Annotated in this window: 16 protein-coding genes; 7 read left to right on the forward strand and 9 right to left on the reverse strand. The window is 34.6% G+C overall.

Annotation, left to right across the window (positions count from 1 at the left end; translation table 11 throughout):
- Positions 1-1,898: dehydrogenase E1 component subunit alpha/beta (locus Q0992_RS13455; protein ID WP_299525348.1), on the forward strand; the 1,898-nt coding region annotated here is incomplete at its 5' end.
- A 189-nt stretch (positions 1,899-2,087) separates the two neighbouring features.
- Here Q0992_RS13455 and Q0992_RS13460 read toward each other — a convergent pair.
- A complete protein-coding gene (locus Q0992_RS13460) occupies positions 2,088-2,246 on the reverse strand; it encodes a hypothetical protein (protein WP_299525351.1) in 159 nt (52 codons plus the stop codon).
- A gap of 389 nt (positions 2,247-2,635) precedes the next feature.
- Here Q0992_RS13460 and Q0992_RS13465 point away from each other — a divergent pair, with 389 nt between their 5' ends.
- On the forward strand, positions 2,636-2,968 hold the full coding sequence (locus Q0992_RS13465) for a 3D domain-containing protein (protein ID WP_367277962.1): 333 nt from the start codon (positions 2,636-2,638) through the stop codon (positions 2,966-2,968).
- Here Q0992_RS13465 and Q0992_RS13470 read toward each other — a convergent pair.
- Complete coding sequence (locus Q0992_RS13470) at positions 2,965-3,531, reverse strand: biopolymer transporter ExbD (RefSeq protein ID WP_299525354.1); 567 nt, start codon at positions 3,529-3,531, stop codon at positions 2,965-2,967. The genes Q0992_RS13465 and Q0992_RS13470 overlap by 4 nt on opposite strands.
- Positions 3,532-3,668: 137 nt before the next feature.
- Between Q0992_RS13470 and Q0992_RS13475 the strand changes: the two genes are divergently transcribed.
- Positions 3,669-5,177 (forward strand): DEAD/DEAH box helicase family protein, encoded by a 1,509-nt coding sequence (locus Q0992_RS13475; protein ID WP_299525357.1) that lies wholly within the window; start codon positions 3,669-3,671, stop codon positions 5,175-5,177.
- A 98-nt stretch (positions 5,178-5,275) separates the two neighbouring features.
- The gene (locus Q0992_RS13480) at positions 5,276-6,013 is read left to right on the forward strand and encodes a hypothetical protein (protein ID WP_299525358.1); all 738 of its coding nucleotides are present in this window, start codon (positions 5,276-5,278) and stop codon (positions 6,011-6,013) included.
- Here the strand turns inward: Q0992_RS13480 and Q0992_RS13485 are convergent.
- Both Q0992_RS13485 and Q0992_RS13490 read right to left on the reverse strand, forming a co-directional pair.
- Positions 6,003-6,572: a pseudouridine synthase gene (locus Q0992_RS13485; RefSeq protein WP_299525361.1), complete on the reverse strand. Its 570-nt coding sequence runs from the start codon at positions 6,570-6,572 to the stop codon at positions 6,003-6,005. The two genes, Q0992_RS13480 and Q0992_RS13485, sit on opposite strands and share 11 nt — an antisense overlap.
- Entirely contained in the window at positions 6,563-7,378 is an 816-nt protein-coding gene (locus tag Q0992_RS13490) for a DUF1853 family protein (protein WP_299525364.1), read from the reverse strand. Before Q0992_RS13490 ends, Q0992_RS13485 begins: the two co-directional genes overlap by 10 nt.
- Positions 7,379-7,510: 132 nt before the next feature.
- Between Q0992_RS13490 and Q0992_RS13495 the strand changes: the two genes are divergently transcribed.
- Positions 7,511-9,631 (forward strand): translation factor GTPase family protein, encoded by a 2,121-nt coding sequence (locus Q0992_RS13495; RefSeq protein WP_299525367.1) that lies wholly within the window; start codon positions 7,511-7,513, stop codon positions 9,629-9,631.
- Positions 9,632-9,643: 12 nt separating this feature from the next.
- The gene (locus Q0992_RS13500) at positions 9,644-10,024 is read left to right on the forward strand and encodes a hypothetical protein (RefSeq protein WP_299525371.1); all 381 of its coding nucleotides are present in this window, start codon (positions 9,644-9,646) and stop codon (positions 10,022-10,024) included.
- 81 nt (positions 10,025-10,105) lie between these two features.
- Here Q0992_RS13500 and Q0992_RS13505 read toward each other — a convergent pair whose 3' ends face one another.
- The 4 genes from Q0992_RS13505 to Q0992_RS13520 form a co-directional block, all read right to left on the reverse strand.
- Positions 10,106-11,032, reverse strand: a complete 927-nt coding sequence (locus Q0992_RS13505) for a T9SS type A sorting domain-containing protein (protein ID WP_299525374.1) — start codon at positions 11,030-11,032, stop codon at positions 10,106-10,108.
- 175 nt (positions 11,033-11,207) lie between these two features.
- Positions 11,208-14,000, reverse strand: a complete 2,793-nt coding sequence (locus tag Q0992_RS13510) for a PQQ-dependent sugar dehydrogenase (protein ID WP_299525377.1) — start codon at positions 13,998-14,000, stop codon at positions 11,208-11,210.
- 295 nt (positions 14,001-14,295) lie between these two features.
- Positions 14,296-14,883 carry a hypothetical protein gene (locus Q0992_RS13515; RefSeq protein WP_299525380.1) on the reverse strand — a complete coding sequence of 196 codons (588 nt, stop codon included), beginning with the start codon at positions 14,881-14,883 and terminating at the stop codon, positions 14,296-14,298.
- 3 nt (positions 14,884-14,886) lie between these two features.
- Positions 14,887-15,450 (reverse strand): YceI family protein, encoded by a 564-nt coding sequence (locus tag Q0992_RS13520; RefSeq protein WP_299525390.1) that lies wholly within the window; start codon positions 15,448-15,450, stop codon positions 14,887-14,889.
- Between the two features lie 130 nt (positions 15,451-15,580).
- Between Q0992_RS13520 and Q0992_RS13525 the strand changes: the two genes are divergently transcribed.
- Complete coding sequence (locus Q0992_RS13525; RefSeq protein WP_299525393.1) at positions 15,581-16,432, forward strand: winged helix-turn-helix domain-containing protein; 852 nt, start codon at positions 15,581-15,583, stop codon at positions 16,430-16,432.
- Here the strand turns inward: Q0992_RS13525 and Q0992_RS13530 are convergent.
- Positions 16,427-17,416, reverse strand: a complete 990-nt coding sequence (locus Q0992_RS13530; RefSeq protein ID WP_299525396.1) for a type IX secretion system membrane protein PorP/SprF — start codon at positions 17,414-17,416, stop codon at positions 16,427-16,429. The two genes, Q0992_RS13525 and Q0992_RS13530, sit on opposite strands and share 6 nt — an antisense overlap.
- Positions 17,417-17,437: the final 21 nt, after the last annotated feature.

Here is a 17,437-nt window from a genome sequence, read left to right on the forward strand (position 1 = left end):
AGGAAAAAATGTTGATTTTATTGCGTCAAGGAAAAATTTCCAAATGGTTTTCTGGTATTGGGCAAGAGGCTATTTCAGTCGGTGTCACTATGGCACTTAAGCCCAGTGAATACATTTTACCTATGCATAGAAATCTTGGTGTTTTTACAACACGCGAAATTCCTTTGCATCGTCTTTTTTGCCAATGGCAAGGAAAAGCTAGTGGATTTACCAAAGGACGGGATCGTTCGTTTCATTTTGGAACTCAAGATTACAATATCGTTGGCATGATATCGCATTTAGGCCCACAGCTTGGCGTAGCTGATGGTATTGCTTTGGCCAATTTGCTTAAAAAGAATGGTCAAGTTACTGCCGTGTTTACAGGCGAAGGAGGCACTAGTGAAGGAGATTTCCACGAAGCTCTAAATGTGGCTTCGGTATGGCAATTACCTGTTTTGTTTTGTATTGAAAACAATGGCTATGGATTATCAACACCGACAAACGAGCAATACCGTTGTAAGAATTTGGCGGATAGGGGAAAGGGGTATGGTATTGAGTCTTTTATTTTTGACGGAAATAACGTAATTGAAACTTATTCTAAGGTTAAAACACTTGCAGAGAGTGTTAGAAAACGACCAAGACCAATTTTAATTGAGTTTAAGACCTTTAGACGTCGTGGACATGAAGAGGCCAGTGGCACAAAATATGTCCCAAAAGAACTTATGAAAGAATGGGAAGCAAAGGATCCCATAGAAAATTTTAGAAGCTATTTGTTTAGCAAAAAAATCCTGTCTGCTGAAATTGACGAAAAATATGTGTCGGAAATTAAAGCTGATATAGATAAAGCTTTAGAATCTGCTTATGCTGAAGAACCCATCACACCTAATGAAACTGAAGAGTTAAATGATGTGTATAAAGCATTTGATTATAAGAAATTTAAACCAAATAAAAAAACTAAAGAATTACGACTTGTCGATGCCATTTCTGAAGGCTTGAAGCAGTCTATGGAAACCCATAAAGACCTTATTATTATGGGACAGGATATAGCTGAGTATGGAGGAGTTTTTAAAATAACAGAAGGGTTTGTCAAACAATTTGGTAAAGATCGTGTGCGCAACACACCTATTTGCGAATCGGCAATTGTTGAAGTGGGTATGGGATTATCAATTGCGGGAATAAAGTCCGTTGTAGAAATGCAATTCTCTGATTTTGTAACTTCTGGTTTTAATCCTATTGTTAATTACTTAGCGAAATCACATTATCGTTGGGCGCAAAATGCCGATGTTGTAGTCCGAATGCCTTGTGGAGCCGGAGTTGCTGCTGGTCCATTCCATTCGCAAACCAATGAAGCATGGTTTACTAAAACGCCTGGCTTAAAGGTAGTTTACCCTGCCTTTCCTTACGATGCCAAAGGATTACTATCAACGGCAATTAATGATCCTAATCCTGTTTTGTTTTTTGAGCATAAGGCTTTATATAGAAGTATTAGACAAGACGTACCAATTGATTATTACACTTTGCCATTCGGGAAAGCATCATTAATTAAAAAGGGTGAGGATGTTTCTATTATTACTTATGGGGCAGGAGTACATTGGGCTTTAGAAACTTTAGAAAAAAAACCTGAAATATCAGCAGATTTAATAGATTTAAGAACATTACAACCCTTAGATAAGGATAGGATTTTAAAATCGGTTAAGAAAACTGGAAAGGCTATTATTTTGCAAGAAGACTCACTTTTTGGTAGTATAGCTAGTGATATTTCTGCTATGATAATGGAGGAATGCTTTGAATATTTAGATGCACCGGTTAAACGAGTGGCCAGCATAGAAACACCAATTCCTTTTGTACAACAGCTAGAAGAGCAATATTTGGCTAAAAGAAAGTTTGAGGGTGCTTTAGAGGAATTGTTAAGTTATTAATATAAAGCTCTTATAAAAAAACCAACACTTTTTACAGTATTGGTCTTTCATTTCTGTCTAATTGGGCGATTAATCCAATTCATAATTTAATAGTTTCTAAGTCATCATCTAAGCTGTTAGATGTATTGACAATTTTTGATAAGGCTCTCATAAGTATTTAATTTTTGATTGATGATTGATTTTACGTTATTATCTATAACGTCTTTTGCTGTTCCAAGTGTAGCTCTTTGTGTCTACACCTGTACTTGTTAATTGATTGTTGTTTAAAGTTCTCATAATTCTTTGATTTTTTGATTGATGATTGATTTTCGCGTTATTATCTATAACGTCTTTTGCTGTTCCAAGCATAGCTCTTTGTGTCTACACCTTTACTTGTTAATTGGTTGTTGTTTAAAGTTCTCATTTTGTTTGTTTTTTGGTTGATGATTGATTTTACGTTATTATCTATAACGTCTTTTGCTGTTCCAAGTATAAGTCTTTGTATCTACACCTGTACTTGTTAATTGATTGTTGTTTAAAGTTCTCATGATGTTTAATGTTTTTCGTTTTTTAATTGATTACACCATATAGACGACGAAAAAAAAGAAATGTTACAGTACTTTGTATAACATAGTAACGATTTAACATATTTTAACTTTAAGACGTATATTTAATCTGTGAGAATAAAAGTCTTTGTGTCTTTAATTATGTTATGCTTTACTTTAAGTTGCAAAAATAAAGTAGGCGAGGAGTGCACATTGAAATCATTTCGGGTAACTGCAACTGCTTATAATTCATTGACTTATCAAACTAATTCCAATCCTAACATTACTGCTTTTGGTGATAGCCTAAGGCCAGGTCTGAGCTATATTGCTGTTTCAAGAGATTTATTAGATTTAGGGTTAGTACATAATACTAAGGTTAAAATAGAAGGCTTTGATAGTTTATTTATTGTTAAAGACAAAATGAATAAGCGTTGGAGAAAGCGCATAGACATTTATATGGGTGTCGATGTAAGAAAAGCAAAAGAATGGGGCAAAAAAAGTGTGAATATAGAATATTGCATTCCAATAATAGACTCTATTAACTAATCTCTCTTAACCATTACTTCTGATACGATAAAGGGATACGCTTCTTTTACAATTCTAAATTCTTCATCAGTAATTTCATTAGGAGTCTTATTAAATCTGTCTTCTATGTAGCGTTTCCTTAAATCATAGAAAGCTTTTGTGATTTCATCCTGTACAGAAATAAACAATTGGTATTTAGTTAAGGCATCATGACTTAATGAAATTACGGCTTTTTTGGGATGATCTGAAGACTCTGTAGATTTTTCACCTTCACAATAGTTACAATTAGATAAGCCATTATTATCTACAAACGCTTTTACGATTTGCTCTACATCTTCTAATTTTACAATTTCGTCTTCAATAAAAATTTCGCTATTGTTGTTCATACTTATCCTAAGGATATTGCGCTCATTAATTAATGTTTTACAATCATTAGTTGGGCAATCGTATGGTGGTAATTGCCTTAAAATTCCTTTGTCAGCTGAAATGGTCGTGGTAACTAAAAAAAAGATTAGTAACAAAAAGGCAATGTCTGCCATAGATCCTGCGTTGACCGTCGCAGAATGTCTTCGAAATGATCTCATAATGTAATTATTTAAAATGTTAATACTTTCTTAAACACAAGAACAGTACCAATCTTGTTAAAGGTTATTAACAATTTATTCCAAAAACCCTTACAATATGCTATTTTTGCAAAATTAACCTCCGAGAGAATACTCATATGTCAACAGACACCATTAAAGAGACTGTCACTGAGAAAAGGCTTTACGATTATCAAATCAAGGATCTCTATCGCATCTTTGATGTAATGCAAGAAGAATCTGATGATTTTAATCTTTTGTATCAGTTACCTACAGGAGGAGGTAAGACTGTTATTTTTTCTGAAATTGTTCGGAGATATATCGAAAGACATAAGAAAAAAGTAGTTATTCTTACGCATAGAATAGAATTGTGCAAGCAGACCTCTAATGTGCTTTCTGGTTTTAAAGTAAAGAATAAGGTCATTAACAGCAAGGTTAAAACGCTACCAGATCAAGACGATTACCAATGCTTTGTCGCTATGGTAGAAACCTTAAACAATCGCCTTTCGGATAACGACTTTGAACTGAAGAATATTGGATTGGTTATTATAGACGAAGCACATTACAATTCCTTTAGGAAACTATTTAAGTTTTTTGAGCATTGTTTTATTCTTGGCGTAACTGCTACACCGTTAAGTAGCAATATTAAGTTACCCATGAAAGATAATTACGATCGACTAATCGTTGGGGATGATATTTCTACACTTATCAAAAATGGGTTTTTGGCTAGTGCAGATTTATACCATTATGATGTTGGACTCACATCATTAAAAATAGGCATCAATGGGGATTATACTGTAAAATCATCAGAGGCTTTGTATACCAACAGCCTTATGCAAACGAAACTGCTTTCTGCCTATGAAGAACTGGCTAAAGGAAAGAAGACCTTAATTTTTAATAATGGTATATACACATCTAAGGAGGTGTATTATACCTTTAAGAAAGCAGGTTACAATGTTCAGCATTTAGATAATACGGCCACCAAACAAGAGCGAAAGGATATCTTAAGATGGTTTAAGCATACACCAGACGCTGTTTTAACCTCGGTAAGTATTTTAACCACAGGATTTGATGAGCCTTCTGTTGAATCCATTATTCTAAATAGAGCAACACGTTCTTTAACATTGTACTTTCAAATGATTGGTCGCGGAAGTCGTATTTTTAAAAACCGCACAACATTTCAGGTTATAGATTTAGGTAATAATGTAGCACGTTTTGGGCCATGGTCACAGCCTGTAGATTGGCAGCATATATTTAAATATCCCGATTTATACCTTGAAAATATTGTCGATGACGAGGATATTGAACGCGACTTTATTTATATAATGCCAGATGCGCTTAAGGAAAAATTCAAGAATTCAGAATCTTTGGAATTTGATGTTAAAGCCGCATACAAAGAGGCTGTGAGTACTGGAAAAAAGTCCTTTACTGTTATTGAACGTTCTATTGCCCAGCACTCCAAGATTTGTATCGAGAATAGTGAAGACGTCTACGATGCAAGGGCTTTAACAAAATTGCTTCAAGATGAAATTGCCTATCGCATAAAGCAGTATTGTTATTGTATTATGAATAGTACACAGAACTATAAAGACTGGTTATTTGATGAATATAACCGTAAGTTGCGCATCAGTTTTAACGGTAAGTTTTAACGTTTTTTTGTAAGGAATTCCATTTTTTAGCGTTTATTTTGAAGTAGGTATGGTTTTTGTGCCTTAAATTGAAAACACCAAACACTGTCTTAAACACATTGAAAACCTTTAAATCCATATTGCTCATTATCTTCATGTTAAGTGGATCTATTGTATTTGCCCAAGTTACAGACAAGGAAAAAAAATCGATTCGAATTCCTGCTGAGCCTTCCAAAACTAAAAAGGATTCTATGCCTAAGAAGATTAAGGTTGCGCCTAAGTTTGACAAAAAAGAAGATAAGGCAAGCGGTAAGTCTGAGGAAAAAAAGAAATTCATTATAAAGGATTCAGAAAAACCCTTTTCTATGATGGAAAAAGATGGACTGAAAAGTCCATCTGAAATCTATGAGAAACGTTGGAGTAAGGATTTGCAAAAAGGTGGTGTCATAAAAACCATGTCTGATCAATTTCTTGGCGAGCATCGAGTGAGTACTAAATTCGTAAATATTGTTTGTCGCGACCACGAATTTCCCGATGGTGATCGTGTAAGGATATACGTTAATGGTACTATTGTAAAACAAGATTTATTACTTAAAAGTAGTTATAGACGTGTCGAGGTCGATTTACTAGAAGGAAGAAACAAGGTCGAAATTGAAGCGCTTAACCAAGGTGATTCCGGTCCTAATACAGCGGAGTTTATAGTTTACGATGATAAAGGGAATGTAATTTCTTCAAAAGAATGGAATTTATTAACTGGTGTAAAGGCTATAATCGTTTTTCAAAATGAAAAAGTCGTAATCAAGGAAAAAACGGCTGAAGAAAAAGCGGACGATAATGATGAAGCCTCTAATAATTAAATACCATAACATCACCTGGTTGCATAGTATCCAATTCAAAGTTTCCGATACGTACACGTACTAAACGTAGTGTAGGGAATCCAACACAAGCAGTCATCTTTCGAACTTGTCGAAATTTCCCTTCGGTTAAGGTAACGCCTATCCAAGAGGTTGGGCCATGCTTTTCATCCCTAACGAAGCGATTGTAAATATGTGATGTGTCCTTTAATATTTCGACCTTACATTTTTTCGTTTTGTAAGCGTTTCCATTGATTGAAATAGTTACACCTTCTGATAATTCAATGATAGATTCCTCATTAATGACACCATCTAGCATAACATGATACTCTTTTTCAACTTTAGAACTTGTGATATAATTACTGAATTTCCCATCAGTAGTTAATAATAACAACCCTTCTGATTTTTCATCCAAACGTCCAACCGCCATTGTTCCACTAGGGAAATTGTATAATTCATTGAGCAATTTTTTATTACGTCTTTTGTTTTGGTTATTAACAAACTGACTCAAATAACCATAGGGCTTGTATATTTTGTAGTAACTGTCGTTTTTTACCACCATGTAATAAAACACTTTTGTAAATCGTTATTCTGATTTTTAATCCAGCATAGTGGTGACTGTTTATCCCCTATATACGATTTGATTGCAATATATGCTTCTTCATACACGAGCCAATTTACCTCAAAATTGGGTTTACATAACCAATCTAACTTATTGACAATATAAAACTTATAAGTTCTTAACTGATTTATAGAATCAAAACTAATGTACCAGCCTTGTATACACTTTTTATTTAGAGTTGGCATATTAATATCAGTTTGAAGATAAGGTAAAAATAACTGTGCCTTAAAACTCACATACTGCTCAAAATCATATGGATTTAAGCTTTTGGTCTCTAGAACTTTTATCGTTTCATTCTGATACAGTAGAGGCAACTGCTTTTCTCTTAGCTTATTGATTTTATAAACAAAACTATCATTTCGGTTAGGCCCAATCCAATGCTCTAAATCATCTGTATAGGTTTTGGTAGTATCGTACAAATAGAATTTATAGGCAATTTCTAAGTGAATGGGTAGATTATTTTTTAATAACAAAAGATCTAGTTCACCTATAGTTTGTTTCTCTCTCCTTATTTGTAGATTCTCTACAAGAACTTCAATATTGTGCTGCTTCTGGAGTTGAAAGCTTGTATAGGCTTCAATCCATTTACCCAATCGTAACGGTTTTGATGTTGATTTCGGAATATAGGTTTCAGACGTATTTTTAACAGGAAACTGCTTTAACCCTTCGACGCTATCTGTTTCCCATAGTAAGGGTGTGTTCTGAAAACCTTCAAACATGGCCTTATGATTTATAGAATCGTCCAAGTCTTTTAATTTAAGCTAATAGTTGTCAAAAATATTGAAAACCTAACTTTAATCATGTTTTCGCATTTAAAATAAGATTATCTTTAAGGATATATTTTTCACAGAGTTATAATTTCCAAAATCAAAATGTTTATGAAAGTATTTGATAATAAACACATCAAAAATGTGGCTTTTGTTGGTGCACATCGCTCTGGCAAGACCACATTATCTGAAACCATGCTGTTTGAAGCAGGTTTAATAAATAGAAGAGGTACTGTAGAGCAACAAAATACAGTTTCCGATTACCATGAATTTGAGCACCGTAGAGGTGCTTCTGTTTTTGCGACCCCTTTGCATACCGAATGGCGTAATTATAAAATTAATATTATTGACACTCCAGGATTGGATGATTTTATAGGCGAAATAATGTCCTCTATTAGAGTGGCAGATACCATAGTTACGGTTATTAACGCTAAGCATGGTGCAGATATTGGCACTGAAATCATTTGGAATTATGTAGATAGATATCATAAGCCAACACTTTTTGTTATCAATAAAATAGATAGTGAGAAGGCTAATTATGAAATGAGTGTTAATAGTCTTAAAGAATTAGTGGGAAATAATGCAGTACTGGTTCAGTATCCAATTAAACTTGATGGAGCCCAGTGTATTATTGATGTCTTAAAAATGAAATGCTACAAATTTGGGCCTCAGGGTGGTAAACCTGAAAAATTACCAATCCCTGAAGACCAGTTAGACTATGCTAACCAACTTCATAATGAACTTGTAGAAAAAGCAGCTGAAAATGACGAAGAGCTTATGGAGCTTTATTTTGATAAAGGTACCTTAAATGAAGCAGAGCTACGTCGAGGTATAAAACTGGGTATGCTCAACCACGATTTCTTCCCTGTATTTTGTGTTTCGGCATTAAAGGATATGGGTAGCGGTCGCTTAATGGGCTTTATTGATAATGTGGCTCCTGCGGCAGCTGATTTGAAACCTGAGCAAACTTTAGAAGGTAATTTGATAACACCAGAGCTAGATGCGGATACATCTTTATTCGTATTTAAAACCTTATATCAACCGAGTTTAGGTCAGGTTACTTTTTTTAAAGTAAAGTCGGGTGAAGTAAAGGTTAACGATAAGTTATATAATACACGTACAGGTGAATGCGAAACGCTAAATCAGCTTTACATTATGGATGGTAAGGAAAAGCATTCGGTTCAAAAATTGACCACTGGTGATATCGGAGCTACAACCAAATTAAAATATACCGAAACTAATGATACTTTGGCAACTACAGCTGAAGGAGGAACAATTAGACCAATAAAATTCCCTCAACCAAGATTAGTTAAAGCTGTTTTTGCCGAGAGTCCTAGTGAAGAAGAAAAGTTAAGTGAAGCATTAAAGCGTATTCACAGTCAAGACTTAACTGTTGATTTGAGCTATAATAATGAAACTCATCAAACATTGGTAGGTACACAAGGGGAGTTACATTTATCGACTTTAACTTGGCTTTTGGAAAACATCTACGAGGTAAAACCACGATTTGAAGCTCCTAAGATTTCGTATCGCGAAACCATTCAACGTAGTGCTACAGCCAATTATAGACATAAAAAGCAGAGTGGAGGAGCAGGTCAGTTTGGCCAGGTGCATCTAAAAATAGAGCCTTATTACGAAGGTATACCAGAACCAGAAGGGTTTTCCATTAGAGGTAAGGAAGTCGTTGATTTACCTTGGGATGGTAAACTAGTTTTCTATAATTGTATTGTTGGCGGTGTTATCGATCAGCGTTATTTACCTTCAATAATGAAAGGTATTCTAGAAGTTATGGAATCAGGGCCTTTAACAAACTCATATATAAGGGATGTTAGGGTTATGGTTTATGATGGTAAAATGCACTCGGTAGACTCTAATGATATCTCATTTAAGATTGCAGGCTCACATGCATTTAAAGAAGCATTTTTAAATGCGAATCCAAAACTGCTAGAGCCAATAGAACAAATGGAATTACGTGCACCAGAGCTAATGGTAGGTAGCGTAATGACCGAATTGCAAAGCCGTAGAGCAGTAATTCAAGGGATAGAAACCGAAGCACACTATCAGATATTGAAGTGTACCATTCCATCCGCTGAACTATCCGATTTTTCAACGCAGCTACGCTCACTCACACAAGGACGCGCGACGTATACAACAAGCTTTAAAGGCTACAATGCCGTACCAAGCCATATTCAAAAAGAATTGGTAAAGGAACAAGAATTAATAACCACATAAAACATCCGAGATATGCAAACTAAATTAATGTATTTAAGCGATTTAAGATTCAATATAGATACTTGGAAACGTGAATTAAGATTCCATTTTAATGAAATGGACACCTTTGAAGAAAAATTGGAGGAGATTGTTCAAAGAGAACGAGACCCTATGAATTTGATAAAACTCGAAGTTTTTCAAAATCGTATCATGATTGAAAAAGATGCTATATCTAAATTATTGCATCGCTGCAGAAATAAGATTGCCAATATTAATAATGTAGATTTTAATGAAAATATAGATGGACGTCTTCAAAACGAACAGCGAACTTTAAAAGAGGATATGCGAACCTATATTAAATTACATTACGACCTTAAAGAGGAAATGATGGACTACTTTTTAGAAGTACTCTAGCTTTTTGCACTAACTAACTCAATCAAAAATAAAAGCCATGGTTACAAAATCATGGCTTTTATGTTTAATGTCTTGACTATATCATCTTAGTATTAATTTTTCAACGCGTTTTCGACTCCCGGCATTGGTCAACTCTAAAATACAGATTCCTGAAACCAAATTAGCAATATCAATAGTTTGCTTGATCGAATTGACATCTAATACCTTATATATCAATAATTTACCATTGATATCATATAGTTTTAAATTAGTAGCGTAGGGAAGTTGTCCATTAATCACAATCGTTTTGTCTGAATGATCAGTAAATATATCCAACCGATTGATAAGGGATTCAGAAACGCTTAGGGCATTGCCCTCAAACCTTAAATAAAACCTACCAGCACCTGATATATTGTTATCTGCGATAGTCTGATAATTGTTGTTATTCAACAGCGTAAAGCTGTTGCTTTCTTCATCCTCTAAATAAACATTAATTGATTCTGGTAAATCGGTCTCAGCGATACTAAAGCTAATCTCTTGCCCCTGACTTGCATTCATACCCAATGAAATAACTACGTTATCAATAGCTGTTTCGGATAAAGCTTGTATTGTAAAGGGCAGACCGTCAGTAGTATCTTCGACTAAAAACGAGTAAAGTGAGAAATCTGGGGTAAAACCATTGAACATAAGAGCATCATAACCAGGATCTAGCCCCAACGTCGCATTCTCGTTAAAATAGACATCGGTAGTGTAAGTCTGATTACCAGAACGTACCATAAGCTTTACATGGCCATGATGTGGGTCATTGATTATAGGAAAACTTTGGACGTTTTTAGCTTGGGTATCGGATGGCAAGAACTGGATCATGCTGGCTTTTGATGTTGATAAATCTGAACCAGAAAAATCAGATAAATAACTTAGGAGTAAAACTGATGATACTGCAACAAGTACGCTTTTAATGTTGAACGAATTGGGTATACAATTACGCAGTATACTCCCATTTGTTTTTTTGGAGATAGTAGGTTTCATAACATATTGGTTAATAGCAAAAAAAGTTAATAGCAATATCCAATATATAACAACTTAAGAGGTGTACAGGCAATTAATCGACAACCATATCTTAAATCCGTTAAATTAACTTGAACGGTTTAATCTAAATTGTGTATAAACTGTCAACCTATTCTACGACAACGCAGAATATAAATTAATGGACGATAATTTTCTGAATCTGTTTTTTATTATTTGTACTAGTGAGTTTTACAAAATAAACACCCGAACTTAAATCTGCCACATCAATACTATAATTTAGGTAATTAGGTTTCAAAATTTCTGTTTTTGTGATTCTACCTTGCAAGTTGTATAGAGTAAATATTGTTTTCGCATCTACCTGTCCAACTATATTTACCGTTTCATTTGAATAATCTACAAATACTTTAAGCTCTTCTAATAGATTATCTACTGTACTCAGTGTATTTAACTGATTAATCCAAGCTTCAATCAGATTAACGGCCGGAGTGTCAACAATAGATTTGGCCAAAGGGGGCATCATGATTGTGGGGTCAGTACTATCCATTCTATGAAAAAGTATCGATTTATTGGCATTGCCTTGAAAAATAATTTCTTCGTCAGGAGCAATTCCTAGAGGGGTTAAAACACTAGCGGAAAGTAATCCTGTCTCATCTAAATTATTGAAGAGTCGCAAATCAAATTCACCACGATTATCAACGTTGTCCGACCTATGGCAATAGGCACAATTTAAATCCAAATAGGATCGTGCTCTTTCTTCTATGGTAGCTGATTGATTTGAGATAGCTTTGTGGGTTAAAATATTGGCAGCATTGGCATCTGTTATTTGGGTGTCTAAAATACCTATCGAACTTAAGGTAACTAATTGGTTAGCCATTGTAGGGGTTCCATCGTCATCATACATAAAATCACTATTTAAGTACCTTGATTTTAAACCGAGTCCACCATTATTGGCTTGATTATGACATGCAATGCATTGCGACTGGTCCAGAAAAGTCCAGGTCTGGTTTTCTGTTTGACCTGTGATTGTCGTAATCTCTATATCTTCATCAATCCCTACTTCCTGTAAAACCGCATCTGTTTCATCGTCATTCCAGTTATAGCTTAAGAAATAGAAACTACCGTTGTCACCTTTAATTGAAAAACGCGTTTCTATTTTTTTTCGCTGATTAGGATTAGTTTTATCAGTATTGAGTTCAAAGTGTTTAATCAGTACTGTACCAACCGGAAAATCCCAATCACCATTCTCTGAATAGGCAACTTGTTCTAGAGGACCGTCATGACTTCCATCACCACCATTTGGAACTGCTAACCAACGCTGTTTATGCGCACCATCAGACCAAAAAGACTCAATGAGTTCATAAGGAACTATACCTTCAGTCGGAATAAGGTCAGAAAATTGTCCTTCGAAGAGGTTGTTGGCGGATACTTCGAAAGCACCTGTCTCAGATAGTGTTTGGGGCATTTGACTATATTGAGGGCCACCTGAAGTTAAGCGATACAAGTTTGTTCCAAAGTCTTGATTGAGTAGGTAAAGTTCTCCATCGTAGTCTTGACCCAATGAAATTATGTTTTGAGGTTCGAAGTTTCCTAGGATTTCATAATCACCAGTATTAGTGTCAACCATTATAATTTCGTCACCAAACCCGTAATCTGCGCAAATATATTTACCATAATATTCTGGAATATCATTTCCCCGATACACATACCCTCCTATAATGGAATTTACTTCTGCGGTACTAAATGCAGTTAATGGTGATTCATGAGGCATATTATTATACATAGTTGAGCAACCCGAACTGCCACCACCATTAAAATTACCTTCATAAATGGGCCATCCATAATTTTTTCCCGCCATAACCAAATTCACTTCGTCATAGGAATAAAGTCCGACGTCACCAAAATAAAGATCTCCAGTCAACTTATCTTTAGTAAGTCGGTGAGGACTTCTAAAGCCGATAGCATAATATTCTTCATAGACATCACCAGTAGGGCTTAGAAATGGATTGTCATTTGGAATGTAATAATTAACTCCAGAAAATACATTGGTATAATAACCGCCACTTCCATCAGAAGGATGTGGCCCTGTATTATTGGTAAACCAATTTGAATTATAGTTTATACCTGGAAGCAGATTATCTTGTAATTTTCTAACTGGTGGGTGGCTTACGCTACCACCCTGCATATCAACATCTAAACGCAAAAGTCCGCCATCCAGGCCATTTGTAATCTCCTGCGCTTTGCTCCAAGCCGCTTGATCTCCAATTGTTAAGTAAAGGAATCCATCATCACCAAAAGTTAAACCACCACCACGATGTGTATATCCAAATAGTTTCATAACAATAAGTTTAGTTCTTGAGTTAACATCAGCTACAAGAGTTACAGGATCCACTGTGTAGCGTTCAAGAACTAAAAACCCACCATATTCATCATCATTAGTACATGCTTGAAAGCTATACCACTCAGGTTCTCTTCCTCCATCTCTATCTTTTGATGAATAATAGACATACATGTAATTTGCTGGATTTATAGGGTCGTCGAATCTAGGGTGAAAAGTCATACCCAAGAGACCACCGTCCCACACAACACCAACCTGATTAGTTAAATCGATAATTGTATTTTTATCTGTAGTCGTTTCATCGTTGCTAAACCAATTAATTTCGCCAAAGAGTTCAGCTACAACAATTTTGTTTTGGTTCGGAATTGTTTCAAAAACAATAGGAACATTAAACGTAAGATTGGGGAAAGCTACTCTATAGAGGCCATTTCCTTGATAAAGTGAGTTAGGGAAAGCACCATTTAAGTATTGCTGCATAGGTTCAGCAGAGCTTAATCCTGAGCCTGTAAAATGAGGGAAGACACTAAATAAAATAAAGCAACCAAAAATTACTAATGATAATCTTATGCTTTTTGACTTAGTTATTATAAAAGATATTAATCTTCCAATAGGGTTTTTGGAAAATAAAGACATGATGTTAGGGTATTGATTAATAGCTTATTAAATATATGGCAATTGGATATGTTAAAATAAAATTACCGATTAAGTCACACATTTTACGATTTGTCGTATCATGGATGTAGTAAACTTTTGAGAATTTAGAAATACTTCTATTATTAGTGGAGACCTAGTTTAATGCAGAGAATTAGATGTCCTTTAGGGACTTAAGCTATAGCCAATAGTGCAAATATAATTTGGAAAGCTTTGTGATGACGGACCATAATTCAGGTTAAAATTGGAATTATGAAGTGTTTCCGACTATAAAGGTTTATTTACAAAAATTAGCTACCAATTTCACCTTTTTAAGTTTTTCCCAAACGGCATCGTCAAAGCTCTTAGTTGCTATTCTAAATAATAAAACATACTTGTGCTGATTCTTGCAATAGTAGGCTTCGACCTTGGCATATAAGGAAATTACTTCTTGGGTGAAAAATGCATCATAGACATCCATTTGCCCTTTGAAAATGGATAGCTCTGCATTATTGTTTTCCTTTTCAAACTGTATTTTAGAATGCGGCACTATAACATCCTTATCCTTATTGACCAAAGTCATAAGTCCATCATAATAAAGCGCCATATATTCATTTAACATTTCAACGGTTGGAACTTCTTCAAGATTAATATTCCAAACAAAGGCATAAGTAAAAAATTCAGAGCTACTAGGTTTTTTCCAATTTTGGGCAAATCGAATATCTTCATAGCCTTCATAATCAATATCTGGTGCAAAGCTTAGAGGGAATTTTATAAATTCTTTAGTCCAAGTGCTATCCGCCTCTAGGATTTCTAATTCGTTATGGTCTTGGGCAAAAGAAGCGATAGAATAAAGTAATACTAAGAAGGCGAATAGTTGTTTCATTTTTTATAGACTTAAAGTGACCTCAAAGCCAATGCCGTCTGCGATTGCTCCATCTCTTAATTTACTATTATAGTCAACTCCCCATCGTTGCCTATCAATCTTAAACTTTGTGGTCATTTGTTGTTTATTGTAATTAGCTTCTGCTTGAAAATTTATAGGTAAGGTAACTCCTTTTATGGTAAGATCTGCACTAATTTCCATATTTGTACTATCGTGGTACTGAACATTTGTAATCACTAGTTTAGCAGTTGGAAATTTTCCCACTTCAAAGAAATCTTCATTTTTAAGATGATCCACTAAACTTGCATTTCCTTCTTCGTCTTCGATATCCAGACATATGATTGAATTCATATCAATAATAAATTCACCGCCAGTGATAACCTCATTAGTCTTTATAAAATGGCCTTCAGATATACTTATAGTGCCATGATGACCACCAAAATAGAACGAATACTCACCGAACCATTTAAGCTCGCTTTTAACAGTATTGATTTCTAACTTTTCTTGTGCATTAATATAAACAGTTGTTGCAATACAGAATGTGATAAAAAGAATTAGTTTTTTCATGATATAGAATTTTTTGATTTACTGATGGGATAAAACTAGAGGTCGTAACCTTAGAGAATGTCAAAAAAGTGTAAAAGAAGTGTCAACGCCTTGCAAAATTTATAGGAAAAAGTGGTTATTTGTAAACTATATGAAGTACTGTACTGGCATTAGGTTTTTAATCATCATTCTTGTTGTGTGTTTTACATCCTGTAATTCCGTACCTGATGATTTTTCTAAACAGGTTAAAATTGCCCTTCGCGATGCAGGTAATAAATTGTTACTTAGTGAAAATGACTCTACATCATTGATTTTACCTGTTAAGGAATTGCGTTTCAATAAGTACCAATTGACATTCAATGCACCTTTAACTTTTGAACCTGAAGTTTTAGTTGGTCAATTAAAAGAAAGTTTAACGGCATCAAAGCTTCCCGAACATTATATTGTAGAGGTTATTCAGTGTAAAGACAATGAAGTGGCCTATAGTTATCAGATGAGTACCATTTTAGAAAGTACCATTATTCCCTGTGCGGGTCGCTATTTGCCCAAAGCCTGCTATGTAATAGAGGTCAACTTTTTTAAAAGGGTTAAACCAAATTCCGAGCTATATTTTGTCATAGGTCTCACCATTGCCTTGCTGGTAGTAACTCTAGCGAGTTTATGGTATTGGAAAACCTTTGTAAAGCAACCAAAGCATGAGTCGATTAACTACGAAGCCATAGGTGCTTTTAAGTTCTATCCAGAACAGAATAAATTGATTAAGGAAGCAGAAGAAATTGCATTATCGAAAAAGGAATGCGAACTCTTGGCACTTTTTGTAGCAAGACCGAACGAGGTTATTAAACGTGATGAACTCACCAAAAAAGTTTGGGAAGATAATGGAGTATTTGTAGGTCGAAGTTTAGATACTTACATTTCCAAACTAAGAAAGAAACTAAAATCCGATGCATCCATTAAATTAACTAATGTGCATGGAGTTGGGTATAAGCTCGAAATTCTATAATCTATAATAACTTTGGCTTGTCCCTTTGGTACATGGGCAATTACTGGCGCTCTGTAAAAGATTTAAACCAATAGTAACAACATGTGTTCCCGTGTTAAAACCAGACAAATCATTAAAGGTTAATTGATAGGAATAGGCAAAATAGAGCTTATTATGCAATATACCAGCCATAGGCCCAAGGTTTAAAGGATCCAAAAACTGGTCATTAAGAAAACGGTACGAAGCACCAATCCAGTAATAATCTCCGTTTCTATTAAACTTTCTATACTTAAAATTTAAGTCGGTAGCCGAACGGTTATCACTATCAAAGAATTGAAAGAATACCGAAGGTTCGAATTCTACATCCTTATTATGTTCCGGACTAAATACATATCCTGAATATACTTGATAATTCAACAATAGACGTGGTTCTATACCACCAGTAAAGTCATCAATATCCTTAGATACTAAGTTGTTGGCATTAAAACTTAAATAAAACTTGTTCCAACGGTAAAGAAATCCAGCATCAAAATTATTATTGTTGATAGCTCTGTCACCATCGATAGCAGGATCTAGGATTGGGATTTCGAAAGTGGTGTTGAAATTTTCAATATCTATTCTAAAGTTATTGATATTATAGGATAGGCCAAACGAAAGATATTGCTTGGATTTCCAGTCTAAAATTAAATGATGGGCAAACGAAAGTTTAAGCCCTTTTTGGCGTGTATTACCATTTTTATCATTGTATGCTGAGATACCGACTCCCGAACGGTTAGAGATTCTAAAATCTGCATATATGGATTGGTTATCCGGTGCGTTTTTAATACCAACCCATTGTGTTAAACCATTAGCTCTAATTTTTAGATTATCGCCAATACCTGCAAAAGTTGGTGAAATCACAAAGTCATTATCCGCTAAATACTGTGTCCAAACAGGTAAATTTAACTCTTGACTCATACCTTGAGTCATTATTAAAAGCGATATATATAGTAAAAATCTTTTCATCTTAGTAGGTTTAATTCAATA

Source organism: Winogradskyella sp. (assembly GCF_028289625.1).
Taxonomy (GTDB): Bacteria; Bacteroidota; Bacteroidia; order Flavobacteriales; family Flavobacteriaceae; genus Winogradskyella.